The organism is Nocardia sp. NPDC004860 (assembly GCF_040609015.1).
Lineage (GTDB): Bacteria > Actinomycetota > Actinomycetes > Mycobacteriales > Mycobacteriaceae > Nocardia.
This window is the reverse complement of record NZ_JBEXJI010000015.1, coordinates 180,105-203,575: the sequence shown is the minus strand read 5'-3', so window position 1 is coordinate 203,575 and position 23,471 is coordinate 180,105. Positions and strand designations below refer to the sequence as shown.

At 68.5% G+C, this 23,471-nt stretch carries 21 protein-coding genes and 1 tRNA gene; 12 read left to right on the top strand and 10 right to left on the bottom strand.

The window, feature by feature from the left end; translation table 11 throughout:
- Nucleotides 1-58: 58 nt before the first annotated feature.
- The 3 genes from ABZV44_RS26085 to ctaD form a co-directional block, all read right to left on the bottom strand.
- Nucleotides 59-1,465, bottom strand: a complete 1,407-nt coding sequence (locus ABZV44_RS26085; protein WP_354841298.1) for an Hsp70 family protein — start codon at nt 1,463-1,465, stop codon at nt 59-61.
- Nucleotides 1,466-1,646: 181 nt separating this feature from the next.
- The gene (gene dcd / locus ABZV44_RS26080) at nt 1,647-2,219 is read right to left on the bottom strand and encodes a dCTP deaminase (protein ID WP_354841295.1); all 573 of its coding nucleotides are present in this window, start codon (nt 2,217-2,219) and stop codon (nt 1,647-1,649) included.
- A gap of 128 nt (nt 2,220-2,347) precedes the next feature.
- Nucleotides 2,348-4,102, bottom strand: coding sequence for a cytochrome c oxidase subunit I (ctaD, locus tag ABZV44_RS26075; RefSeq protein ID WP_354841293.1), 1,755 nt, complete (start codon nt 4,100-4,102; stop codon nt 2,348-2,350).
- 299 nt (nt 4,103-4,401) lie between these two features.
- Between ctaD and ABZV44_RS26070 the strand changes: the two genes are divergently transcribed.
- Nucleotides 4,402-4,475: transfer RNA gene (locus ABZV44_RS26070), tRNA-Gly, on the top strand.
- A 68-nt stretch (nt 4,476-4,543) separates the two neighbouring features.
- On the opposite strand, the gene ABZV44_RS26065 is transcribed toward ABZV44_RS26070, so the two are convergent.
- From ABZV44_RS26065 to ABZV44_RS26050, 4 genes are all read right to left on the bottom strand, one after another.
- Nucleotides 4,544-4,966 carry a hypothetical protein gene (locus tag ABZV44_RS26065; RefSeq protein WP_354841291.1) on the bottom strand — a complete coding sequence of 141 codons (423 nt, stop codon included), beginning with the start codon at nt 4,964-4,966 and terminating at the stop codon, nt 4,544-4,546.
- Nucleotides 4,967-5,117: 151 nt separating this feature from the next.
- Nucleotides 5,118-5,450 carry a hypothetical protein gene (locus ABZV44_RS26060; RefSeq protein WP_354841288.1) on the bottom strand — a complete coding sequence of 111 codons (333 nt, stop codon included), beginning with the start codon at nt 5,448-5,450 and terminating at the stop codon, nt 5,118-5,120.
- Nucleotides 5,451-5,500: 50 nt separating this feature from the next.
- Nucleotides 5,501-5,797, bottom strand: a complete 297-nt coding sequence (locus tag ABZV44_RS26055; RefSeq protein ID WP_354841285.1) for a hypothetical protein — start codon at nt 5,795-5,797, stop codon at nt 5,501-5,503.
- Nucleotides 5,784-6,008, bottom strand: coding sequence for a hypothetical protein (locus ABZV44_RS26050; protein WP_354841282.1), 225 nt, complete (start codon nt 6,006-6,008; stop codon nt 5,784-5,786). Before ABZV44_RS26050 ends, ABZV44_RS26055 begins: the two co-directional genes overlap by 14 nt.
- 102 nt (nt 6,009-6,110) lie before the next feature.
- On the opposite strand from ABZV44_RS26050, the gene ABZV44_RS26045 reads away from it, so the two are divergent.
- The 4 genes from ABZV44_RS26045 to ABZV44_RS26030 all read left to right on the top strand — a co-directional run bounded on the left by ABZV44_RS26045 (nt 6,111) and on the right by ABZV44_RS26030 (nt 9,748).
- Complete coding sequence (locus tag ABZV44_RS26045; RefSeq protein ID WP_354841279.1) at nt 6,111-6,890, top strand: alpha/beta hydrolase; 780 nt, start codon at nt 6,111-6,113, stop codon at nt 6,888-6,890.
- 9 nt (nt 6,891-6,899) lie between these two features.
- On the top strand, nt 6,900-7,658 hold the full coding sequence (locus tag ABZV44_RS26040; RefSeq protein ID WP_354841277.1) for a crotonase/enoyl-CoA hydratase family protein: 759 nt from the start codon (nt 6,900-6,902) through the stop codon (nt 7,656-7,658).
- 156 nt (nt 7,659-7,814) lie between these two features.
- Nucleotides 7,815-8,921, top strand: a complete 1,107-nt coding sequence (locus ABZV44_RS26035) for a DUF4185 domain-containing protein (RefSeq protein WP_354841274.1) — start codon at nt 7,815-7,817, stop codon at nt 8,919-8,921.
- Between the two features lie 101 nt (nt 8,922-9,022).
- On the top strand, nt 9,023-9,748 hold the full coding sequence (locus tag ABZV44_RS26030; protein WP_354841271.1) for a class I SAM-dependent methyltransferase: 726 nt from the start codon (nt 9,023-9,025) through the stop codon (nt 9,746-9,748).
- Nucleotides 9,749-9,826: 78 nt separating this feature from the next.
- Here ABZV44_RS26030 and ABZV44_RS26025 read toward each other — a convergent pair whose 3' ends face one another.
- Nucleotides 9,827-10,432: an alpha/beta family hydrolase gene (locus tag ABZV44_RS26025; protein ID WP_354841268.1), complete on the bottom strand. Its 606-nt coding sequence runs from the start codon at nt 10,430-10,432 to the stop codon at nt 9,827-9,829.
- A 301-nt stretch (nt 10,433-10,733) separates the two neighbouring features.
- On the opposite strand from ABZV44_RS26025, the gene ABZV44_RS26020 reads away from it, so the two are divergent.
- The 6 genes from ABZV44_RS26020 (at nt 10,734) to ABZV44_RS25995 (ending at nt 19,443) form a co-directional block, all read left to right on the top strand.
- Entirely contained in the window at nt 10,734-12,560 is a 1,827-nt protein-coding gene (locus ABZV44_RS26020; RefSeq protein ID WP_354841360.1) for an acyl-CoA dehydrogenase, read from the top strand.
- A 630-nt stretch (nt 12,561-13,190) separates the two neighbouring features.
- On the top strand, nt 13,191-14,219 hold the full coding sequence (gene gnd / locus ABZV44_RS26015; protein ID WP_354841266.1) for a phosphogluconate dehydrogenase (NAD(+)-dependent, decarboxylating): 1,029 nt from the start codon (nt 13,191-13,193) through the stop codon (nt 14,217-14,219).
- Nucleotides 14,220-14,381: 162 nt separating this feature from the next.
- The gene (locus tag ABZV44_RS26010; RefSeq protein ID WP_354841263.1) at nt 14,382-15,554 is read left to right on the top strand and encodes a glycoside hydrolase family 3 N-terminal domain-containing protein; all 1,173 of its coding nucleotides are present in this window, start codon (nt 14,382-14,384) and stop codon (nt 15,552-15,554) included.
- A gap of 173 nt (nt 15,555-15,727) precedes the next feature.
- A complete protein-coding gene (locus ABZV44_RS26005; protein WP_354841260.1) occupies nt 15,728-16,336 on the top strand; it encodes a TetR/AcrR family transcriptional regulator in 609 nt (202 codons plus the stop codon).
- A gap of 114 nt (nt 16,337-16,450) precedes the next feature.
- Nucleotides 16,451-17,740, top strand: coding sequence for a DUF5685 family protein (locus ABZV44_RS26000; protein WP_354841258.1), 1,290 nt, complete (start codon nt 16,451-16,453; stop codon nt 17,738-17,740).
- Nucleotides 17,741-17,832: 92 nt separating this feature from the next.
- Nucleotides 17,833-19,443 (top strand): FAD-dependent monooxygenase, encoded by a 1,611-nt coding sequence (locus ABZV44_RS25995; protein ID WP_354841255.1) that lies wholly within the window; start codon nt 17,833-17,835, stop codon nt 19,441-19,443.
- A gap of 204 nt (nt 19,444-19,647) precedes the next feature.
- On the opposite strand, the gene ABZV44_RS25990 is transcribed toward ABZV44_RS25995, so the two are convergent.
- Complete coding sequence (locus tag ABZV44_RS25990) at nt 19,648-20,517, bottom strand: MaoC/PaaZ C-terminal domain-containing protein (RefSeq protein ID WP_354841252.1); 870 nt, start codon at nt 20,515-20,517, stop codon at nt 19,648-19,650.
- Nucleotides 20,514-21,872, bottom strand: coding sequence for a 3-oxoacyl-ACP reductase (locus tag ABZV44_RS25985; RefSeq protein WP_354841249.1), 1,359 nt, complete (start codon nt 21,870-21,872; stop codon nt 20,514-20,516). The genes ABZV44_RS25990 and ABZV44_RS25985 overlap by 4 nt, the downstream gene beginning before the upstream one ends.
- A gap of 205 nt (nt 21,873-22,077) precedes the next feature.
- Here ABZV44_RS25985 and ABZV44_RS25980 point away from each other — a divergent pair, with 205 nt between their 5' ends.
- Nucleotides 22,078-23,400 (top strand): acetyl-CoA C-acetyltransferase, encoded by a 1,323-nt coding sequence (locus ABZV44_RS25980; protein ID WP_354841247.1) that lies wholly within the window; start codon nt 22,078-22,080, stop codon nt 23,398-23,400.
- The last annotated feature ends 71 nt before the right edge of the window (nt 23,401-23,471 follow it).

Here is a 23,471-nt window from a genome sequence, read left to right as displayed (position 1 = left end):
GGACTCGGCTCTTTCGATGAGTCTGGCCCACAACGGCTTTCGAGCTCGGCAGGGAGCGTCAGCGCGCTTGCTGGGGCGGGGCGGGTGGGAAGAGCGGGGGGAGGGTGGGAACGACCACGGGTGGGAGGCCCGGGATGATCGTGATGGTGTTCGGGCCGGGCGTGGTGGTGGGGGCCTCGGTGGTGGTGGTGTAGGTGTGGGGCTGGGGTGCGGCCAGGGACTCGTTGGTGGCGTCGGTGGTGGTGGGCGACGCGACCGCCGGTTCGGTGGAGGGGCGGGTGGTGCTGGCCGGGACCGAGCTGGTGACGGCGTCCTGGCGCTGCGAATCATGGGTCAGGACTTGGGATCCCCAGCCGAGGGTGATGCCGATGGCGGCCACCACGACGAGAGCGCCGACGGCGACGCCGGCCAGGCTGACCTCGCGGCGGCGGCCGAATTTCTCCGCCGCACCCGGCCGAGCCGGCCAGGACTGGCTGGGCTCCGGGGGTGCGGGTACGGCGTCCTCGCGCGGGGCGGTGGGGAAGGGCGCGGGTGCGGGCCGGTGCAGGACCGGGCGGGCCAGCATGGCCGCGCCGCGGGTGACCACGGTGTCGGGGGCGGCCGGGACGATGACGGGGACGCCCAGCCAGCGTCGCAAAACCTTTGCCACCAGCGGAATCTGAGCGCAGCCGCCGAGCAGGGCGACCGCCTGCACCGGCTGCTCGGAGCGCAGGATGACATCGCGCGTCATGCGAGCGGAGGATTCGACGGCCAGCATGATGAGGGCCTCGAAGTTCTCCTGCGACAGCAGTACCAGGCCCTCGGTGGAGGGCAGTGCCACCGCGCTGCTGCTGGAGAGCTGCTCCTTGGCCTCGCGGCAGAGCTTGTCGAGCGCGATGAGCCCGGTGTGGTCCGGCGGATGGGCGATCCGCCCGGAGGCGATCTGCTGTTCGCGGATCAGCGCGTCGAGATAGTCGCCGCTGATATCGCTGGTGCGTTCGCTGAAGCAGACCTGCCGGGTGCCGGTATCGACGACGGTCACCGACAACCCGGACGCGCCTAGGTCATAGAGCGCGACGGTGCCGAAACCCTGCAGCTCCCCGGAGTATTCGAGGAATTCCAGCGCCGCCACCACGTCGGGCACCAGCTCGTAATTGGTGAACTGCCGCCGCGCCAGCTCGGCCCGGATGGCCCGCGCGTGATTCTCGTCCCGGTAGGCGATGGCGGTGGCGCTGATCCGCGAATCCGCGGCGAGCACCGCCCCGACGGCGTCGGCGACCAGCTCGTCGACCCGGCGTTCCCCGACCGGCACCGCCTGCACGTCGAACGCGTCCGGCGGGCCGTCGAATCCGCTGCGGGCCCGGGCGTATCGCTGCTGTGGGGGTGCGCCGCCATTGCGTGCGGCCTGTTCGGCGGAATCGCCGGTGAACGGACGTGCGACGCGAACCGCACCCGCCCCCACCGAAACTCCCAGAACCGAACTCATCCGCTGCCCATCTCGTCGACACACACCCGTCGTCGCCACCTTACGACGTACCGGGCCATCCGTACACCCGCTGTACCCGCCCATCGGACGGCGTATTCGCGCCACGGACGACGGTCAACTGTCCAGGCAGCGGCCGAATTACGCCGCGCGCCGGATCGAAACCGCTACCCCGTAATGCAACTCACTTGGACACGGGAAAATTCAGATAGGCCCGCGACGGTGTCGGCCCCCGCTGACCCTGATATTTCGAGCCCGCCGCGGCACTGCCGTACGGGTGCTCGGCCGGACTGGTGAGCCGGATAAGACACAGCTGCCCGATTTTCATGCCGGGCCACAGGGTGATCGGGAGATTCGCCACATTCGACAGCTCCAGCGTGATGTGCCCGCTGAATCCGGGGTCGATGAAGCCCGCGGTGGAGTGCGTCAGCAGGCCCAGCCGACCCAGGCTGGACTTGCCCTCCAGCCGGCCGGCCAGATCGTCGGGCAGCGAGCACACCTCGAGCGTGGAACCGAGCACGAATTCACCGGGATGCAGTACGAACGGCTCCCCCTCGGCGGGCTCCACCAGGGTGGTCAGCTCGTCCTGCCGCTGCGCCGGATCGATATGCGTATAGCGGGTGTTGTTGAACACCCGGAAGAGACTGTCCAGCCGCACATCGATACTCGACGGCTGCACCAGCTTCTCGTCGAACGGCTCGACCCCGAGACGTCCATTGGCGATTTCCTTACGGATGTCGCGATCACTAAGCAGCACCGTGCCATTTTGCCCTCCGCTTCGCTCCGGGCGGTTCGCGGCCCCCAAGGTCTCGTTCTTCCCTCCCTGGGCTCCTCCGCTGCGCTCCGTCGCTCCGCTCAGTCCAGAACGAGACGGGCCGCGAACTTTCAGTGCTCCACCGGCGGGTTTTCCGGCGTGAGCACCTCGATGACCTGTTTCGGTTTACGCAGACCCCAGGTGGCGTGAGCCTCGGCGCGCATGCGGGGGACCATGTGCGGGTAATGCAGTTCGAATGCCGGGCGCTCGGAGCGGATGCGCGGCAGTTCGTAGAAGTTGTGCCGGGGCGGCGGGCAGGTGGTGGCCCATTCCAGGGAATTGCCGTAACCCCACGGGTCGTCGACGGTCACCACTTCGCCGTAGCGGTAGCTCTTGAAGACATTCCACACGAACGTGACCATCGAGAATCCGAGAATGAACGAGCCGATGGTGGAAATGGTGTTGAGCGTGGTGAATCCGTCGCTCGGCAGGTAATCCGCGTAGCGGCGCGGCATACCCTGGTTACCCAGCCAGTGCTGCACCAGGAACGTGGTGTGGAAACCCAGGAACGTGGTCCAGAAATGCAGTTTCCCGAGCCGCTCGTCCAGCAGCCGCCCGGTCATCTTGGGGAACCAGAAGTAAATGCCGGCGAAGGTGGCGAACACGATGGTGCCGAACAGCACGTAATGGAAATGCGCCACAACGAAATACGTGTCCGAGACGTGGAAGTCCAGCGGCGGCGAGGCCAGGATGACGCCCGAGAGCCCGCCGAACAGGAATGTCACCAGGAAGCCCACCGAGAACAGCATAGGTGTCTCGAAGGTCAGCTGCCCGCGCCACATGGTGCCCACCCAGTTGAAGAACTTCACTCCCGTCGGCACCGCGATGAGGAAGGTCATGAACGAGAAGAACGGCAGCAGCACCGATCCCGTCGCGTACATGTGGTGCGCCCACACCGCGATGGACAGCGCGCCGATGGCCAGCGTCGCGTACACCAGCGTGGTGTAGCCGAACAGCGGTTTGCGGCTGAACACCGGGAAGATCTCGGTCACGATGCCGAAGAACGGCAGCGCCACGATATAGACCTCGGGATGCCCGAAGAACCAGAACAGATGCTGGTAGAGGATGGCCCCGCCATTGGCCGAGTCGTAGATGTGCCCGCCCAGGTGCCGGTCCACCTCCAGGCCCATGAGCGCCGCGGTGAGGATCGGAAACGCCAGCAGCACAAGCACACTCGTGACCAGGATGTTCCAGGTGAAGATGGGCATGCGCCACATGGTCATGCCGGGGCAGCGCAGGCAGATGACGGTGGTGATCATGTTGACCCCGCCCAGGATGGTGCCGACGCCGGACACCGCGACGCCCATGATCCACAGGTCCGCGCCCACGCCCGGTGCGTGTTCGGCCAGGCTGAGCGGGGTGTAGGCGGTCCAGCCGAAGTCCGCCGCGCCGCCCGGCGTGATGAATCCGGCGGTCGCCATGGTGGCCCCGAAGAGGTAGAGCCAGTAGCTGAGCGCGTTCAACCGCGGAAAGGCGACATCCGGCGCGCCGATCTGGAGCGGCAGCACCGCATTGGCGAATCCGAAGACGATGGGCGTCGCGTAGAACAGCAGCATGATGGTGCCGTGCATGGTGAACAGCTGGTTGAACTGTTCCGGTGTCAGGAACTGCATGCCCGGCCGCGCCAGCTCGGCGCGCATGAGCAGCGCCATCAGGCCGCCGACCAGGAAGAACGCCATGGCCGTGAACAGGTACATGTTCCCGAGCATTTTGGGATCGGTGGTGGTGATGGCCTTCCACAGATACGACCCCTGGGGTCCCATCCGCCGTGGAAATGGCCGCACGGGTTCGAGCTCGGGAACTTCACGAGCGGGCACCGCGGTCATACGTCCTCCTCGACCGCCGAGCAGGAGCACCGAGCGCACGCTTCAGCTAACGTTCAGCGCATCCAAACTTCCTGTGGTGGACGGGTTTTCGACCCTGCGGGCCAGTCTACGACCGCCCGTAGGCGGAACCAGCTGCTTCCGCGAAAGAGCTCCGCGATCTTCGGCGCGTCGCCCCCGACACGGGGAACCGCAGGGGCCGGAAACACCCGCGCTCACTCGCCCGCGACCTGCGAGGAGATCCGAGAATTTGCACCGGGCGCGAAGTGGTCTGATAGAGTCGCGTGCGCAAGCAGGACCGCGCCGGTGTGGTGTAGTGGCAACACGCTACCTTCCCAAGGTCGAATTGCGGGTTCGATTCCCGTCACCGGCTCCACAGGAAAGGCCCCCGTCCATCGGACGGGGGCCTTTCCCATGCCACAGGACTTTCCGCATGTCATCGCACTACTTGACGCACTCCGTGGCGATTCGCTTGGTGGCCTTGCCCGCCTTGATCAGATCCTCGGTGCCGAGGCTGACCTTGGCCGGGTTGGTGCCGTTGGCGCTGTCGATGATCTTCTGGATGCCGCTGTCGGACAGGCCTTCCTGAAGGTAGACATTGGCCACGCAGTCCGCGGTCTGCTGACTGAGTTTGCCCTTGTCCTGCAAGGCTTTCGAGATCTGCTCGGCGGTCAGCGCGCCGCCGCCCGGGCTGGTGGCCGCCCCCGCCGAGGTGGCAGGCGCGCCGGACACGCTGGTCGCGGCCGCCGAGGTGGCCGTCACCGCGGGCGCGGTCGTGGTGGCGGGGGTGGCCGATTGCTGGTCATTGCTGCACGCGGACAGCAGCGGCAGCGCCAGCAGCGCCACCACGACGACGGATTTCCGCATTTGTGATCCCTCCCGGACGCCGGGCCGATCCCGGTCGATTCTGAGATTGCACACCGGCACCCGGGAGTTGACAAGCGGAGATCGAAAACCGCGGGCCGCCAAGGCCCCCGGCGATCGCGGTGACGATCGCGCTACCGCGGTGACCGCGGCGCTACTGCGCCGACTGCATGCAGGCGGTGACGATCTTGGTGGCCGCGGCCTGCGCCTTGTCCGTGTCGTCCTTGCTCATGCCGGCCGACTCCATGTCCGTCACATTGCCGGACTTGGCGTCGTTCTTGATCATGCGACGCAGTCCGTCCTGCGAAATGCCCTGATCCACGAAGACTTTCGCGGCGCAGTCGGCGAACTTGGCTTCGAGACCACCGGCCTGCAGGGATTTGGACACATCAGCCTGGGTGACATCGGCGGGCTTGTCGCCGCTGCCGCCGCACGCGGCCAGCAGGGGAAGCGCGACGAGCGCGGCGGCCAACAAGGAAATGCGCACTGGTGCCTCTACTCTCGAGGTTCGACGGGAGAACTGCCGCAGGCACCCTCTCACAGATCCATGGCGGCGCGCAGCGCTGTGTCGATTCGCTCGGCCGTTTCGCTGTCGACGTCGGCGATGCGACGCTCCAACCAGCCACGATAGATGCGGCCCAGATTGCCGGCGTGGACCCAGCCGTGGCCGGGAATGGGCACGGCCAGGATGTCCCGGGGATCCCCGGTCTCGACCTCGGCGGCGATCAGCCAGGGGCGCGGCGACTCGTTGATGCCGTCGCTCGAGATGAGGATGATGGTGCGGGTTCGGGTGGTGCCGTGCGGGTGGTAGACCCAGAGTTCACCCCTGCGCACGCAGCTCCTTTTCGGCGGCGAGCTTTTCCGCCTCGTCGGCCGCGGCGAGTTCGACCGGGTCCGGCACCGGGCCGCACCCCAGCCGCACGGCTTCGCGGCGCGCGGCGCGGGAAATCCACGCCGACGGCGACATGCCCGCGCGGGCGGCGGCGTCCTGTGCAAAGGACCAGGCCGCCTCGTCCAGCGACAGTGTCACTTTCCGGGTTGCCATACCTTTTATCGTACCGCCGGAGCGGAATTTTCCCGCCTGTTGGCGACACGTCAACGACTGTAGGGTGAGATTCGCAGGGATCAGGACAGGGGAGAGTCGCGCATGACGAAGTTGAACCATCACCGGACCGGCAGCGGCGACCCCCTCGTGCTCGTGCACGGCGTCGGCAGCCGCTGGCAGGTCTGGGAGCCGATCATCGGCGCCCTGGCCGAATCCTTCGACGTGATCGCGGTGGACCTGCCCGGATTCGGCGACAGCGCACCGATCGAGCACACCACCGTCTCCACCCTCGCCGATGCCCTGGTCGATTTCCTCGACGCCGAGGGCATCGAGAATCCGCATCTGGCAGGCAATTCCATGGGCGGTGGCATCGTGCTGGACCTGGCCGCACGGGGCCTGGCACGCTCGGTCACCGCCTACTCCCCCATCGCGTTCTGGGACACCGCGGGCCGCGTCTGGTGCCAGCAGGCGCTGGGCCGCGCCAAACAGCTCTCCAGGGCGCTGCATCCGGCCGTGCCCGCGGTGCTCGGAAACATCGTCGGCCGTTCCACTTTCCTCGGGCTGGTGTTCGGCAAGCCCTGGGCGATCGACGCCCAGGTGGCCGTGGACACCGTCGAGGGCCTGCTCGGCGCGGCGGGATTCGATGCCGCGCTGGCCTCCTTCACCGACTTCCGGCTCCCCGACCGCACCGCCCTCGGCGACATCCCGATCACCATCGCCTGGGGCAACCGTGACATTCTGCTCACGTACGCCACACAGTCCCGGCGCGCCCGCGCGGAACTGCCCGGCGCGCGGCACGTCACCCTGCACGGCAGCGGCCATACGCCCTTCTTCGACGATCCGGCCGGCTGCGCGCGCCTGCTCCTGGACCAGCTCGGATAAGGAAAGACCGTGAGCCACAACGTTTCCCTCACCTTCGACGGCGACCGGGCGTACGTGGCCCTGGACCGGCCGGACAAGCACAACGGCCTGACCATCGACATGCTGAACGAGCTGGTCCGGGTTGCCGGGATCATCGGGAAGCGCACCGACATTCGCGCCGTCATCCTGTCCGGCAACGGGCCCAGCTTCAGCTCCGGCCTGGATATCGCCAAGGCCATGGGCAACCCGCTGGACGTGGTGCGCAACTTCGTGCCGCTGCCCTGGCGCGGCACCAATACCTTCCAGGAGGCCTGCTGGGCCTGGCGGCGACTGCCGCAGCCGGTGATCGCCGTGGTGCACGGGCGCTGCTACGGCGGCGGACTGCAGATCGCGCTGGCCGCCGATTTCCGGTTCGTCACACCGGATTCGGAGTTCGCGGTCATGGAGGCCAAGCACGGGCTGATCCCGGACATGACCGGCGCGGCCACCCTGTCCCGGCTCATCGGCCTCGATCAGGCGCTGCTGCTCACCATGACCGCCGACCCGGTCGACGCCGCCTACGCCGAGCGCATCGGCCTGGTCACCGAGGTCACCGCCGACCCGCGCGCGGCCGCCGAGAAACTGGCCGACCGCATCGCCGCCCGCTCCCCGCAGGCGGTGGCGAGCGCCAAGAAACTGTTCGACCGCTCCTGGCACGCGTCGGTGCGCCGGACCCTCGCGGTGGAACGCGCCACGCAGCTGCCGCTCATCCTGAAGCAGGCGCTCGACCATGGTAGGAATGGAAAGTAAGCCAATTCACGGCAAATAAATCGGTTTGCAAGCCCCGAATTTCGGGTACGGCTGTTAGCATTTTCACACTTTGCCAACGAGTCGAACGCATTGTGCGGCCCGTCACATACGGTGTGGTCCGCGCATTATTCGGCGAGACCCGGAGGAAGCACCGCATTGACCAAGACCGCCCCGCTGCTGCTTTCCGCGATAGCAGGTGCCACGGCCTTGCTCCTTACCGTGACCATGCCGGCTGCAGCCAATCCGAATGCAATCAACCCGATTCCGGTGCTGAACGGCTCGAACGGTTTGCCGCAGCTGCCGGGCCGCACCAAGGCGGTCTTCCAGGTCACCGGAATGGCCAGCCCCAACAACACCCAGACCTACAACGTGCTCGGGACCGACCTGGGCATCATGTGGGACGACGGAAACGGCGAGATGCTCACCGCATTCGGTGACACCGCCGGCCTGGGCCTGCCGAATCTGCTCGTCGGTAGCACCTGGGCGTGGCGTTCGAACATCCTGCTGCGCTCACACACCCAGGATCCTGCGAACGGCATCTACTTCGACTCGGTGGTACGCGACATCTTCGGCCAGGCAAGGGATCTGATCCCCAGCCCGAAGATCCCGTTCATCGAGATCAGCCGCATCCCCACCGCGGGCATCTCGGTCGGCGGCACCCAGATCATGAGTCTGATGTCGGTGAAGAGCTGGGACGACGTGGGCGAGTGGACCACCAACTACTCCAGCCTCGCGGTGTCCGGCGACAACGGCGAGAACTGGGTGGAGCTGCCCGCCACCCGCCGCCCCGACGACGGCGGCAACGGGAACTTCCAGATGAACGCCTTCGCCAAGCGCGACGGGTTCCTCTACGAGTTCGGCACCGCATCCGGCCGCAACCATCCGGCATACGTCGCCCGCGTTCCCGAAGGGGCGGTCACCGATATGGGCGCGTACGAGTACTGGGACGGCGGCAAGTGGCAGAAGGACGTCAATGCGGCGCAGCCGGTGATCGGCGGCGGCGTGGCGGAGATGTCGGTGCAGTGGAACGACTACCTGGGCCAGTACGTCATGCTCACCACGGATCCGTGGAACTCGGTGGTCATGTACACCTCGCCGAGTCCCGAAGGTCCCTGGAGCGCACCGTCGGTGCTCATCGACACGCGGGAACTGCCGACGGCGTACGCGCCGTACATCTTCCCGTACCAGACCGGGCGTGACCTGTACTTCCTCACCACGGTCCACAGCCAGTACAACGTGCTGCTGATGCACACCACGCTGTAGAAAAATCAATTCTCGGGGAACCCCGATGCGACACTCGGCCGCGAACGCCTCCGCGTTCGCGGCCGAACTCGTCTCGGCGCACAGCTCATAGACTCGTCCCCATGGATGCCGCCGAATGGGACGAGCACTACGCCGATACCGAATTGGTGTGGGGCGCACCTCCGAATGCCACGGTGGTCGAACAGGTCTTCGGGCTGGAGCGGCGGGCGCCGGTCGGCGGCGGGATCGGCGAGCCGCGGCCGGAGCTGCCGCGGGTGCTGGACCTGGGGTGCGGTGAGGGCCGGAACGCGCTGTGGCTGGCCACTCACGGCTGGCGGGTGGACGCCGTCGACTTCTCCCAGACCGGCATCGACAAGGGCCGGACCGTCGCCTCGCGGCTGTCGCGCTCGGTGCGCGGGCGGATCCACTGGATCCACGCGAACGTCATGCAGCTGGACGCCGCCGGCATCACCGGACCCTACGAGCTCATCCTGCTCGCCTTCCTGCATCTGCCCGCCGCGGACCGCCGCGCCCTGCTGCTGCACGCGACCGAGATGCTCTCCCCCGAGGGCACCCTGCTGGTGATCGGCAATGACACCCTGAACCTGGCGGAAGGCTATGGCGGCGAGCAGGATCCGGCCCGGACCTTCACCCCGGCCGACATCCTCGCCGACCTGTCCCCCGCCGAGCCCGATATCCGCATCCGCATCGCCGACCGCGTGCACCGCCCCACCGAGGACCGCGACGCCATCGACGCCCTGGTGGTGGCGACCAGGCTCGCGCCGGAACCCCAGGACGAGCCGCTCGCCCTCGAAGCCCCGCAGCCGCCGGCGCTCGACCTCTCCTGACGGCACCCCGCGCCAGCTGCGGACGCCAATTCCGGTGCGCTGCAGGCCCGGTCGGACAGGCGCAGCGCGGTGCGGCGTTCAGCTCGCGGACCAGCGCTCCAGCCACGGCGTGAGCACGGCGACGATCTCCTCGAACCCCGCCCGATACGAATGTGCCTGTCCCGCAATGACATGCACCTCGGACGCGTCGGCGGCCTCCGGGATGCCGAACGGGTCACGGGCGCCGTTGACCACGACGACCTCGATATCCCCGGGAGCGAGCAGCTCCTCGCGCCGCGACTTCTCGGGCTTGCCCGGCGGATGCAGGGGGAACGACAGCGCGACCACGCCCCGTGCCCCGGCCGCCCGCGCGGTCCGGCAGGCCACCCGCGCGCCATTGCTGCGCCCGCCCTGGACCAGCGGTACCCCGCGCACCTTCTTCCGCAGTGCCGCAATGATTTCCAGCCACGCCGCGTCCTGCACGTCGGCCTTGCCCGGCGCGCGCCGCCCCGCGACCCGGTACGGCTGGGTCACCAGCGCCACCGCGCTGCCCATTTCCACCGCCGAATCCCGCAGGGCCAGTATGTCTTTCGCCTCGACGCCGCCGCCGGCGCCATGGGTGAGCACGAGCAGGAACCGGGGCTTCGCCCGCCCGCGCCGCTCGATCTCCGCCTCCGCCGGTCCGGCACTCGTCTCGATGCGCATGGAGGCACCGTAATCAGGGGCACGGACCGGGCTCGCGCGGCACACCGGCGGACCGCACCGCCGCCGCCGGACCTCGATCGACCAGGCCGCGACCAGCCCGGCAACCCCGGGTCCCGGCAACTCGCGTGCTTTCAGTCACATTCGGCCGTGATGACCTTGGCGCACCTCTTACCGGTCGGTAACATGGCGCATAAGTTACCCGCCAGTAGCGCTGCTTTACGGTGTCTACCCGGTGGAGACCTAACGGGCGGGAACGGCACACACCGAACCGCACCCATCTCAATGGAGAGTGAGTACGACCATGGGTCACTACAAGAGCAACGTTCGCGACCTCGAGTTCAACCTCTTCGAGTTCCTCGGCATCCAGAAGCTGCTCGACGCGGGCGCCTACGGCGACCTCGACGCCGACACCGTCAAGGAGATGCTGAACGAGGTCCGTCGTCTGGCCGAGGGCCCGCTGGCGGATTCGTTCGTCGACGGCGACCGCAACCCGCCGACCTTCGACCCGGAGACCCACACGGTCACCCTCCCCGACTCCTTCAAGAAGTCCTACCGCGCCCTCGAGGACGGCGGTTGGTCCAAGGTTCCGGTCCGCGAGGAGCTCGGTGGCCTCGGCGCCCCGTCCGTCATCGGCTGGGCCCTGGGCGAGATGATCCTCGGCGCCAACCCGCCGGCCCAGATGTACGCCGCCGGTGCGGGTTTCGCGCAGGTGTTCTACAACAACGGCACCGATGAGCAGAAGAAGTGGGCTCAGAAGATCGCCGACCGCAACTGGGGCGCCACCATGGTGCTGACCGAGCCCGACGCGGGCTCCGACGTCGGCGCCGGCCGCACCAAGGCGATCCAGCAGGAGGACGGCTCCTGGCACATCGAGGGCGTCAAGCGCTTCATCACCTCGGGCGACTCCGACGACCTGTTCGAGAACATCATGCACCTGGTGCTGGCCCGCCCCGAGGGCGCCGGCCCGGGTACCAAGGGCCTGTCGCTGTTCTACGTGCCGAAGTTCCACTTCGACTTCGACACCGACACCCTGGGTGAGCGCAACGGCGTGTTCGTCACCAATGTCGAGCACAAGATGGGCATCAAGGTCTCGGCCACCTGTGAGGTCACCTTCGGCGGCCACGGCGTTCCGGCCAAGGGCTGGCTGGTGGGCGAGGTCCACAACGGCATCGCGCAGATGTTCGACGTCATCGAGAACGCGCGAATGATGGTGGGCACCAAGGCCATCGCCACCCTGTCGACCGGTTACCTGAACGCGCTCGAGTACGCCAAGACCCGTGTGCAGGGCGCCGACCTGACCCAGATGACCGACAAGAGCGCCCCGCGCGTCACCATCACCCACCACCCGGACGTGCGTCGTTCGCTGGCCATGCAGAAGGCGTACGCCGAGGGCCTGCGCGCCGTGTACCTGTACACCGCCGCGCACCAGAACGCCGACATCGCCGAGCTGGTCTCGGGCGCCGACAAGGACACCGCGTTCCGCGTCAACGACCTGCTGCTGCCGATCGTCAAGGGTGTCGGTTCCGAGCGGGCCTACCAGTACCTGACCGACTCGCTGCAGACCTTCGGTGGCTCCGGCTTCCTGCAGGACTACCCGATCGAGCAGTACATCCGCGACGCCAAGATCGACTCGCTGTACGAGGGCACCACCGCCATCCAGGCGCAGGACTTCTTCTTCCGCAAGATCGCCCGCGACCGCGGCGTGGCGCTGGCCCACGTGGCCGGCCAGGTGCAGAAGTTCATCGAGCGTGAGGGTGGCAACGGCCGCCTGAAGGCCGAGCGCAAGTTGCTGGCCACCGCCCTCGAGGACGTGCAGGGCATGGCCGCCATCCTGACCGGGCACCTGATGGGCGCCCAGCAGGACCCGAAGGAGCTCTACAAGGTCGGCCTGGGCTCGGTCCGCTTCCTGCTGGCCGTCGGCGACCTGATCATCGGCTGGCTGCTGCTGGCCCAGGCCGAGGTCGCCATCAACGCCCTCGACAACGGCTCCAACGAGCCGTTCTACCAGGGCAAGATCGCCACCGCGCAGTTCTTCGCCCGCAACGTGCTGCCGGAGCTGACCTCGATCCGCACCGTCCTGTCCAACCTGGACAACGACATCATGGAGCTGGACGAAGCGGCCTTCTGACGCAGGGTCCCGGGGGCTGTGCCCCCGAATCCCCAGTACCACAGCGATGCGGCCCGGAATCTTCCGGGCCGCATCGCTTTCGGCGTTTCTTCGGAGGCGGCCTACCAGTGCTCACCCGAGGCGGAGGCCGAGATGGTGCTGATGAAGCCGAGGATGAAGTGAGCCAGCCAGTCCATGAGGTACCCGTCTGTCGTACTGAAAAATGAATGCCTCAGAACGCTATCCACAACCGATGCCGAACGGTTGCCCCGAACTTCCCGGGCATGAACCTCACGGCTGCTCGGTCGATGCGGCGTCCGATTCCCGCCGCGACCGACAGCACACTGTCGGCAATCTCAATGCGGTGGGCGGTTTTCACGTTCAGAAGTAAACGAATGCCAGGAACCCCACGGCTCGCGACCATCCCATTCAGCTGTCAGCAAATTTTCTGCAACGATAGCTTGGGGCAAAAATAGAGCTCCGTGCGGTTGCCGGGTCGGGGGTCTGGCAACAGCACGGAGCCATCCCTTCTATCGACACCCATTCCAGGGCGTTACACACCCGTTCCGCCCGAATGGAAAAAATTTCGCGGCCCACCGCCGGGAGGACAATCGAGACGGATCGGAACCGTACGACGCGAGGAGACCACTCATGGAGCTCGGAATGATCGGACTCGGCCGGATGGGCGCGAATATCGTGCGCCGGATCGTGCGGGACGGGCATACCGCCGTCGGCTACGAACGCCACCCGGAGCACATCGAGGAACTCTCCGCCGAACTGGGCGACAGTTTCCAGGGCAGCACCGAACTCCCCAAGTTCGTGGCCATGCTCACCGCCCCGCGCGTGGTGTGGGTGATGATCCCGGCGGGCGCCACCGGTGCGGTCATCGACACGCTGGCCGGGCTGCTGGAACCCGGCGACATCATCATCGACGGCGGCAACAGCCGCTACCACGAGGACATCGCGCGGGCGAAGGCCCTGCGGCCCAAGGGCATCCACTACGTGGACATCGGCACCTCGGGCGGCGTGTTCGGGCTCGAACGCGGCTTCTGCCTGATGATCGGCGGCGAGCACGACACCGTCGCCCACCTGGACCCGCTGCTGAAGTCGATCGCGCCCGGCGTGGACGCCGCGCCGCGCACCCCCGGCCGCACCGGTACGCCCTCCACCGCCGAACAGGGCTACCTGCATTGCGGCCCCGCGGGTGCGGGGCACTTCGTGAAGATGGTGCACAACGGGATCGAGTACGGCGCGATGGCCGCGTACGCGGAGGGCCTCAACATCCTCCACCGGGCCGATGCCGGCGAGCACCAGGACACCGAGCACTCCGCGGAGGTCACCCCGCTCGAACACCCCGAGTACTACCGCTACGACATCGACGTACCCGAGGTCACCGAGGTGTGGCGGCGCGGTTCGGTGGTCGCCTCCTGGCTGCTCGACCTCACCGCCGCCGAGCTCTACGCCGACCCGAACCTCGATTCCTTCGGCGGCCGCGTCTCCGATTCGGGCGAGGGTCGCTGGACCCTCGATGCCGCCATCGATGAGGGCGTGCCCGCCCCCGTCCTGTCCGCGGCCCTGTTCCAGCGCTTTTCCTCCCGCGGCGAGGGGCTCTACGCCGACAAGGTCCTTTCCGCCATGCGCCAGGCCTTCGGCGGGCACCACGAATTGCCGAAACCATGACTGGGATACGAAGGGCGACAACTGATCTCGTAAGTTCGGGGTAACTCGCCGGGTACGCCCGAAATCGGTTCGGCACCCAACGGCCGGCACGGGTGCGAAACAGGCAACGGCCGTCAGCGGGCCGCTAAAGTCGCGGGGAGGCGGAGGAGCTACGGTCGGGACATGCGCCTTGTACCGGGAATCGTCGTCGCGGTGACCGCACTCGTGCTGTCCGGCTGTTCCAGCAGCGACAACTCGTCCACTCAATCCGCGCAGACCAGCAGCGGATCCCCGAGCAGCACCACCACCATCGCCGCACCGCCGCCGACGACTCCGGCGCAGCAGGATTGCGCGGCCGGCTACCTGTCGCAGTTCACCCTGCGGCAGAAGCTGGCGCAGCTGCTCACCGTCGGCGTCACCGGCGAGGCCGATGCCGAGAACGTGGTGAAGACCGAACAGATCGGCGGCATCTTCATCGGCAGCTGGACCGACAAGGCCATGCTGGCCCAGCACCAGGTGGACGCGGTCCAGAAGGCCTCGCGGACCCCGCTCATGGTGACCATCGACGAGGAGGGCGGGCGGGTCTCGCGCGCCAAGGACCTGATCGGGGTCGCGCCCTCGTCCCGGGTGATCGCGCAGACCATGAGCCCGGACGAGTTCTACACCTTCAGCCTGGACCGGGCGCAGAAACTGAAGGCGCTCGGCGTGACCGTGGACTTCGCGCCCGACGCCGATGTCAGCAGCCAGCCCGACGATTCGGTGATCGGCGACCGCTCCTTCTCCGACGACCCGGACGTGGTGGTGCAGTACGCGGGGGCGTTCATCCGGGCCTTCAAGGACGCCGGGGTGGGCAGCGTCATGAAGCACTTCCCGGGCCACGGCTCGGGCTCGGGCGACTCGCACACCGGCGCGGTGCAGACCCCGCCGCTGGATCAGCTGCAGAACAAGGACCTGGTGCCGTTCCGGCAGCTGGTCGATTCGGGTGCGGCGGTCATGGTCGGCCACCTGGATGTGCCCGGGCTCACCACCCCGAATGTGCCGGCCAGTATCAGCCCGCAGGCCATGGCACTGCTGCGGCAGGGCACCGGCTACGGCGCAGCACCCTTCGACGGCGTCATCTTCACCGACGATCTGGGCGGCATGGCGGCCATCGCCAATCGCATGAGCATCGAGGACGCGGTGGAGGCCGCCCTGATCGCGGGCGCCGACAATGCGTTGTGGATCACCACGGACGCGGTGCCGAAGGTGCTCGACCGGCTCGTCGACGCGGTCAGCAGCGGCCGCCTACCGGGAGCCCAGGTGGATGCCTCGGTGCTTCGCATGGCAAAGTTCAAGGGCTCCGCGCCGCACTGCTGAGCAAACTTCCGGTTTCGAGTACATCTCACGGATCGGCCCGCCGCGGCGCGAAAGCGCTGTTGAGCGCGGTATTGGCGATGACCGGCAATTCACGCTCATGGAACTTACCATGGAGTAAGATAAGGACTTCGACGCTCGTCGAGAGCGTCGACTGTCCGGTCTGAGGAGAGTGAATGGCAGGCGGAACGAAACGGCTTCCTCGCGCGGTGCGCGAGCAGCAGATGCTCGACGCCGCCGTGGAGGTCTTCTCGCGCAAGGGGTACCACGACACCTCCATGGACGCCATCGCCGCCGAGGCGAAGATCTCCAAGCCGATGCTGTACCTCTACTACGGATCCAAGGACGAGCTCTTCCGCGCCTGTATCCACCGCGAGAGCATGCGGTTCATCGAGGCGGTCGCGGTCGCGGGCAACCCCAAGCTCACCCCGCACGAGCAGCTGCGCGCGGGCCTGGAGGCCTTCTTGTCCTACGTGGACCAGAACCGGCTGTCCTGGCAGGTCCTCTACCGGCAGGCGCTGGGCCAGCAGCCCTTCGCCTCCGAGATCGCCAACAGCCGCGACCGGGTCATCGAACTCACCGCCAAGCTGCTCGAATCCAGCGCCAAATACGCCGAACCGGGCACCAATTTCGAGGTGGTGTCGGTGGCCGTGATCGGCGCGGGCGAGGCCATCGCCGACCGGGTCGCCAGCGGGCAGATCGATATGGCCGAGGCCGTTGATCTGCTCGACGATCTGGCCTGGCGCGGTCTGTCCGGTAGCAAGAAGAAGACCGAACCGGTCTGACCGGCGTCCGGGCCGTCCGTCGCCCGGCCGACTTGCCGCCACGCCCCTCGCCTGCCACAGTTCGCTGCGATCGTGTTGCAGGACGGCCGCTTCGGCCGGGGATGGGGATCGTCGTTGTTCGGCTTGCTGAAGCCGTGTGCGCACAGTGCGGTGCGGCACGGTATCGATCCGTCGGCCTGGCAGACCCACCTGTGCGGTCTCTGCCTGGGTTTGCGTGACGGCCACGGCCAGCTCGCGCGCGCGGCGACCAATACCGATGCCATCGTCCTCGAAATACTCACCGAGGCACAGCAATCCGAGCCGGCCGCCCGCACCGCCGCGGGGCCCTGCCCGTTGCGCGGCATGCGCCGCGCCGAGGTGGTCGCCGCCGACGCGCCCGGCGTGCGCCTCGCCGCGACCGCCTCACTGCTGCTGGGCGCGGCCAAGATTCGCGACCATGTCGACGACGGCGATGCCCACCGCCTGGCGCGCCGCCCGCTCACCCGCGTCTCCACCCGGTGGCACACCCGGGCGCGCGCCGCCGCCGAGCCCCTCGGTCTCGACGTCGAACCGCTGATCACCGCGATCGAGTCGCAGCTGCGGCTGGAGAATTCGCCCGAGAGCACCCTCGCCGAGCTGACCGCGCCGACCCAGCTCTGCGCGGCGGAATTGTTCGCGCACACCGCGATTCTCGCGAACCGGCCCGAGAACACCGACGCCCTGCGTGAGGCGGGATGGCATTTCGGCCGTATCGCGCACCTGGCCGACGCGCTCGAGGACCTCGACGCGGACAACGCCCGGGGCCACTTCAACCCGCTGTCGGCCACCGGAACCACCCGGGAACAGGCGCACGCCCTGGTCGCCGAATCGAGTTCACTCCTGCGCGCGGCCCTCGCCCGCGTCGCCCTGGACCGCGCCGCCACGGTCCGCTGGATCCTGCTCGACCCGCTGGGAGGCGTGGTCCGCAAGCTGGGCCGGGCCGCGGGCATCGCGCACACCTGCACCACCCACACCTGCCGCACCCACTCCGCGACGGCATCCGAGGCGGCACCGCGCGGTGAGCAGCCCTGGCAGCCGGGCGCGCCGTTCACGCCGCAGCCGGGGCTGGTGCCGCCCGGGCCGGGAGGACCGCCGACGCAGCGGCCGAACCTGCTCGAGGGGCTGGGGATCATCGGCGCCCAGTACTGCACCGGCTACGCGTGTTTCCAGTGGCACACCCGCCCGTGCAGCGGGCATCGCAAGGCGCCGTGGATCGATCGCTGCGACTGCGACTGCTGCGATGGCTGTGGCAACTGCAACTGCGGCGGTGGCCATGACCACGCCGCGGGCGGCGGTGGCGGCTGCTGCGACGGCTGCTGCGATTGCGGCGGGTGTGATTGCGATTGCTGCGACTGTGACTGCTGCGACTGTGACTGCAGCTGCTGAACATCGCGAGCCGAGACCGGCGCGGCCGACCCTTCTGGGTCGTGTGATCGCCGTGCAAGGGGCGTGCAAGCGGTCGTGCCCAGGCTGGGGGCATGACAACGGCACATGTTCCGGTCCTGGTGGCCGGCGGCGGTCTGGTCGGATTGTCCGCCGCACTGTTCCTCGAATACCACGGCGTCCCTTACGTTCTGGTGGAGCGGCGAGCGACCGCGTCGCCGCTGCCGCGTTCCCGGGGGCTGCACACCCGCACCGGTGAGATGTACCGGCAGGCCGGGGTCGAGGCGCAGATCCTGAAGGCTGCGGCGAGCGCGTTGCGGGCGGGGAAGTTCGGCGGCGCGTGGACCGGCGAGTCGGTGCGGACCGCGGAGTCGCTGGATCTGTCGGGGCTGGGCGCGGCCATGGCGGCCGCGGATCCGAGTCCGTCGCAGTTCGTGTTCCTGCCGCAGGTGGAGCTCGAACCGGTGCTCGCGCGGGCCGCCCGGGAGCGCGGCGGCGACCTCCGATTCGGCACGGAGCTGGTGGAATTCGAGCAGGACGGGACGGGTGTCAGCGCACTGCTGCGGGACGCCTCGGGTGTGCGGTCGCTGCTGCGGGCCGATTACCTGATCGCGGCGGACGGTGCGGGGAGTCCGATCCGCCGGGCGCTGGGCATCACCGGCCGGGAGCTGCCGCCGACCCACCACTATCTGAATGTGTTCGCCCGCACCGACCCCGACCTCACCGGCCTGCTCGACGGCCGCGCCTTCAGCCAGTGCGAGATCACCGGACCGGCGGTGCGCGGACTCGTGTTGTCCAAGAACAACACCGACGAATGGTCCTTCCACATCGAATACGACCCGGCCACCGAATCGCCCGCCGACTGGCCGGATGCGCGCTGTGTCGCGGCCATTCGCGCCATGGTCGGCGCACCCGATCTCGAGGCGCGGATCCTGGCCCGCAGTGCCTGGGACACCGGCACTTTCGTGGCCGACGAGTACCGCCGCGATCGAATCTTCCTGGTCGGCGATGCGGCGCACCGCCACGCGCCCTGGGGCGGCTACGGCGGCAACACCGGCGTCGCCGACGCGCACAATCTGATCTGGAAACTGGCGGCCACCCTGCACGGGAACGCTGGTCCGGCGCTGCTGGATTCCTACGCGGCCGAGCGCCGCCCGCTCGCCGAGGTGGCGGTCGAGCAGTCGCGTCCGGGCACCGACTTCCGGACCCGCTACGGCATCGAAACCCCCGGCAATGCCGACGATCTGGCCCGCAGGCTGGATACGGCGACGGTGATGACCCGCTACCGCTATACCTCGACGGCCGTCCTCACCGCGCCCGGCGCAGCCCCGCATGTCGCGACTCTGCAGGGCCGGACGGGAACCCGCCTCCCGCACTGGTGCGTCGACGCCGGCTGGTGGACCCCCTCCACCCTGGACCTGTGCGGCCCCGGTTTCACCCTGCTGGTCGCGGGTCCGGCCGGGGCGTGGCGCGCGGCCGCCGCACAGGCGCGGCGCGCCACCGGCATCGACCTGGCCGTGCACGCCCTGCCCGCGACGGATTGCGCGGCGCATGCCGGGCTGGCCGCGGGCGAGGCCCTGCTGGTCCGGCCGGATCACCACATCGCGGCCGGTCCCGATTCCGGGCTGACGCCGGACCGGCTCGGTGACGTGCTGACGCTGCTGGTGGACGGCAGCCGTGCGCCGATGCGCTCGCCCATCGCCTGACCCGCACCGGAAATACAAGAGCCGCACACTGTTTCGGGCCGGATGTAGAAACCCCTGCGTGGCGACATCCGAATTCGAAACAGTGTGCGGCTCTTCACCCCCGTCGGGCGGACCGCCGGATGGCGGCCGCGCCCGAACCTTCGGGTGTCAGGCTCGACACTCCCTCGCACTGCGGGTTTTCGACCCTACCCGCGCGGCGAGGTTTCAGCGCAGCGTAGCGGTCAGGTGCGGGTAGCCCTTCTTCGGGTGCTTCAAGGACAGGTCCCACCCACCGGACACCTGGTCCGCGTACAGGTTCACCGTGGACGGCAGGAAGATCGGCTTGCCGAACTTCACCCCGTAGGTGACCTGGTCGGGGATCCGGCCCTCGAGCGCGCCGAGCACGGTGGCGGCCGACCACATGCCGTGCGCGATCGGCTTCGGGAACCCGAAGGCCTTGGCGCCCAATGCCGAGGTGTGGATCGGGTTGTGGTCGCCCGAGGCGCCCGCGTAGCGGTTGATCATCTTCTGATCGACGCGCAGCGCGCGCAGCGGCGGAGGCGGCACCTCGTCCGGCTTGGGCTCGGGCTTGGGCCCGCCCGACAGCGAGGTGCGCTGCTGGTGCAGGAAGGTGGTGACCTGACGCCACACCAGCTCCCGGCCCACACTGACCTCCGTGACGGCGTCCACCAGCAGGCCCTTGGGGTGCTCGCGCAGGTTCTCGATGTGGGTCGCGAAGTCCAGCGGCTCGGACACCGAGATCTCGCGGGTGCGCTCGATGACGTTCTCCGCGTGCACCGCGCCCACGGCCACGAACGGGAAGTCGCGGGCGACGACCAGCTGCATGGCCAGCGGGAAGCTGAGCACGAACGGGTAGGTCAGCGGCAGTGCGTCGCCGAAGCGCAGGCCGGTGGCCCGGCAGTAGGCGGCGAGGTGGTCCGGGTCGACCTTGAAGCCCTCGAGCCGGACACTGCGGTCCGGCAGGGTGGACTTGCGGGCCGACAGGCCCGGTACGGGCAGCGCGCCCAGGGCGGCCTTGACGAACAGGCCGCTGTTCTTGGGCACCTCGGTGAGGTTGACGGTCTGCGTCATCATGCTCCGATCAGGGCTTGGCCGCAGACGCGAACGATATTGCCGGACACCGCGTTCGACGCCGGGGAGGCGAAGTAGGCGATGGTCTCGGCGACGTCCACGGTCTGACCGCCCTGCAGCAGCGAGGACAGCAGGCGCCCGCCCTCGCGGGTGGCCAGCGGGATGGCGGCGGTCATGGCGGTCTCGATGAAACCGGGGGCCACCGCGTTGATGGTGATGCCCTGCTCGGCCAGCTTCGGGGCCTCGGCGTTCACCATGCCGATGACACCGGCCTTGGAGGCGCCGTAGTTGGTCTGGCCGCGGTTGCCGGCGATACCCGCGATGGAGGACACGTCGATGACCCGGCCACCCGTGCGGAGCGCGCCCGCGGCCACCAGACCCTCGGTAATGCGGTGCGGCGCGGCCAGGTTCACGTTGATGACCGAGTTCCAGCGGCCCTCGTCCATATTGGCGAGCAACTTGTCGCGGGTGATGCCGGCGTTGTGGACGACGATGTCGATGCCGCCGAAGCGCTCGGTGGCGAAGGCGGCCAGCTTCTCGGCGGCGTCGGCGGCGGTGACGTCGAGGGCGAGCGCGGTGGCGCCGACCTTGTTGGCAGTCTCCGACAGCGCCTCGCCGGCGGCCGGGATGTCGGCCACGATCACGGTCGCGCCGTCCCGGGCGAAGACCTCGGCGATGGTGGCGCCGATGCCGCGGGCGGCACCGGTGACCACGGCGACCTTGCCCTCCAGGGGCTTGTCCCAGGAGGCCGGGGCGGTCGAGTCGTCCTTGCCGACCCGGAAGACCTGGCCGTCGACGAACGCCGACTTGCCGGACAGCACGAAGCGCAGGGTGGACTCCAGACCCGTTGCGGCCGTGGCGGCCTCGGGGTGCAGGTAGACCAGGTTGCTGGTGGCGCCGCGCAGCAGCTCCTTGCCGACCGAGCGGGTGAAGCCCTCCAGCGCGCGCTGCGCGATCTGGGCGTCGACCGAATCGGTGAGCTCGGGGGTGGTGCCGATGACCAGCACGCGGCCGGAGGCGGCGATGCTGCGCATGGCGGGCTGGAAGAACTCGAACAGCTGCTGCAGCTCCTCGATGGTGCGGATGCCCGTGGCGTCGAAGACCAGCGCGCCGAACTTCACGCCCGGGGTGACCGCATCCACGAAGGTGTAGTCGCTCAGCAGGTTCCGCACGGCGTCGGCGACGCGGCCTTTGCCGCCCAGCAGCACCGGACCCGGGAGCGCGGCCTCGCCGGCCCGGTAGCGGCGCAGCGTCTCCGGCTGCGGCAGGCCCAGTTTCGAGGCCAGGAACGCGCCCGGCGCGGAGTGAACGAACGATCCGTACAGGTTGGGAGCGCCCTTGCTCTTGCTGGCAGCCACGTTTCCTACCTTCTCTTGTGTGGGTGAGTGGTCCTCGCCCGCTCGGGCCTTGCGCACCGGCCTCGGGAGCGGTGTTGCGCACATGTGCGGGGTACGGTGTCGACAATGAACTTACTCCAGAGTAAGTTTAATGTAAACCGAGTGGCGCGCATCCACCGGGATCGCGCGTGCCGGAAATCCCACCGACGAGACACTGGAGACTCGAGTGACCACCAAAGCCCGTTCGGCGAAGGCCGCGGCCAAGACCACCAAGCAGGCGCGCCCGGTTGCCATCCTCGGCGGTAACCGCATCCCGTTCGCTCGTTCCGACGGCAAGTACGCCCACGCGTCCAACCAGGACATGTTCACCGCGGCCCTGAACGGCCTGGTCGCCCGCTTCGGCCTGCAGGGCGAGCGCCTGGGTCTGGTCGTCGGCGGCGCGGTCCTCAAGCGCGTCGGCGAGCACGGCATGATCCGCGAGAGCGTGCTCGGCTCCACCCTGTCGCCCTACACCGCGGCCCACGACCTGCAGCTGGCCTGCGGCACCGGCCTGCAGTCCATCGTCACCGTGGCCGACGGCATCGCCCTGGGCCGCATCGAGAACGGCGTCGGCGGCGGCACCGACACCACCTCCGACGCGCCGATCGGCGTGAGCGAGGGCATGCGCGAGTGGATGCTCGACGCCAACCGCGCCAAGAAGAACTCCGACTACGTGAAGCTCGTCGGCCGGCTGCGGCCCTCGATGGTCGGCATCGAGATCCCGCGCAATGCCGAGCCGCGCACCGGGCTGTCCATGGGTGAGCACGCCGCCATCACCGCCAAGGAATTCGGCATCTCCCGCGAGGCGCAGGACGAGCTGGCCTATCTGTCGCACAAGAACATGGCCGCCGCCTACGACCGCGGCTTCATGGACGACCTCGTCACCCCGTTCCTGGGCCTGACCCGCGACGACAACCTGCGCCCGGGCTCCACCATCGAGAAGCTGGCCACCCTGAAGCCGGTCTTCGGCACCAAGCTGGGCGACGCCACCATGACCGCCGGCAACTCCACCCCGCTGACCGACGGCGCGTCCGCGGTGCTGCTGGGCTCCGAGGAGTGGGCGGCCTCGCGCAACCTGTCCCCGCTGGCCTACCTGGTGGACTCCGAGGTCGCCGCGGTGGACTACATCCACGGCCCCGACGGCCTGCTGATGGCCCCCACCTACGCGGTGCCGCGCATGCTGGCCCGCAACGGCCTGACCCTGCAGGACTTCGACTACTACGAGATCCACGAGGCGTTCGCCTCCGTGGTGCTCGCCACCCTGCAGGCGTGGGAGTCGGACCAGTACTGCAAGGAGCGCCTGGGCCTGGACGGCGCGCTCGGCAAGATCGACCGCGCCAAGCTGAACGTGAACGGCTCCTCGCTCGCCGCGGGTCACCCGTTCGCCGCGACCGGCGGCCGGATCATCGCCCAGATCGCCAAGCAGCTGGCCGAGAAGGGTGGCGGCCGCGCGCTGGTCTCCATCTGCGCCGCGGGCGGCCAGGGCGTCGTCGCCATCGTCGAGCGGTAGTACGCCAGGGGCTTCGCCCCTGAAAACCCTTGGAGGATGGGGGCATTGCCCCCGAACCCTGTTTCTGTGTT

Excerpts from the sequence above, each read along its gene's own strand:
- ABZV44_RS26030 (WP_354841271.1), top strand. The coding sequence starts at position 9,023 with ATGGATGCCGCCGAATGGGACGAGCACTACGCCGATACCGAATTGGTG.
- ABZV44_RS26020 (WP_354841360.1), top strand. The coding sequence starts at position 10,734 with ATGGGTCACTACAAGAGCAACGTTCGCGACCTCGAGTTCAACCTCTTC.
- ABZV44_RS26085 (WP_354841298.1), bottom strand. The coding sequence starts at position 1,465 with ATGAGTTCGGTTCTGGGAGTTTCGGTGGGGGCGGGTGCGGTTCGCGTC.
- ABZV44_RS26065 (WP_354841291.1), bottom strand. The coding sequence starts at position 4,966 with ATGCGGAAATCCGTCGTCGTGGTGGCGCTGCTGGCGCTGCCGCTGCTG.
- ABZV44_RS26050 (WP_354841282.1), bottom strand. The coding sequence starts at position 6,008 with ATGGCAACCCGGAAAGTGACACTGTCGCTGGACGAGGCGGCCTGGTCC.
- ctaD (WP_354841293.1), bottom strand. The coding sequence starts at position 4,102 with ATGACCGCGGTGCCCGCTCGTGAAGTTCCCGAGCTCGAACCCGTGCGG.
- ABZV44_RS26010 (WP_354841263.1), top strand. The coding sequence starts at position 14,382 with ATGCGCCTTGTACCGGGAATCGTCGTCGCGGTGACCGCACTCGTGCTG.
- ABZV44_RS26005 (WP_354841260.1), top strand. The coding sequence starts at position 15,728 with ATGGCAGGCGGAACGAAACGGCTTCCTCGCGCGGTGCGCGAGCAGCAG.
- ABZV44_RS25990 (WP_354841252.1), bottom strand. The coding sequence starts at position 20,517 with ATGATGACGCAGACCGTCAACCTCACCGAGGTGCCCAAGAACAGCGGC.
- ABZV44_RS25995 (WP_354841255.1), top strand. The coding sequence starts at position 17,833 with ATGACAACGGCACATGTTCCGGTCCTGGTGGCCGGCGGCGGTCTGGTC.
- gnd (WP_354841266.1), top strand. The coding sequence starts at position 13,191 with ATGGAGCTCGGAATGATCGGACTCGGCCGGATGGGCGCGAATATCGTG.
- ABZV44_RS26025 (WP_354841268.1), bottom strand. The coding sequence starts at position 10,432 with ATGCGCATCGAGACGAGTGCCGGACCGGCGGAGGCGGAGATCGAGCGG.
- ABZV44_RS26045 (WP_354841279.1), top strand. The coding sequence starts at position 6,111 with ATGACGAAGTTGAACCATCACCGGACCGGCAGCGGCGACCCCCTCGTG.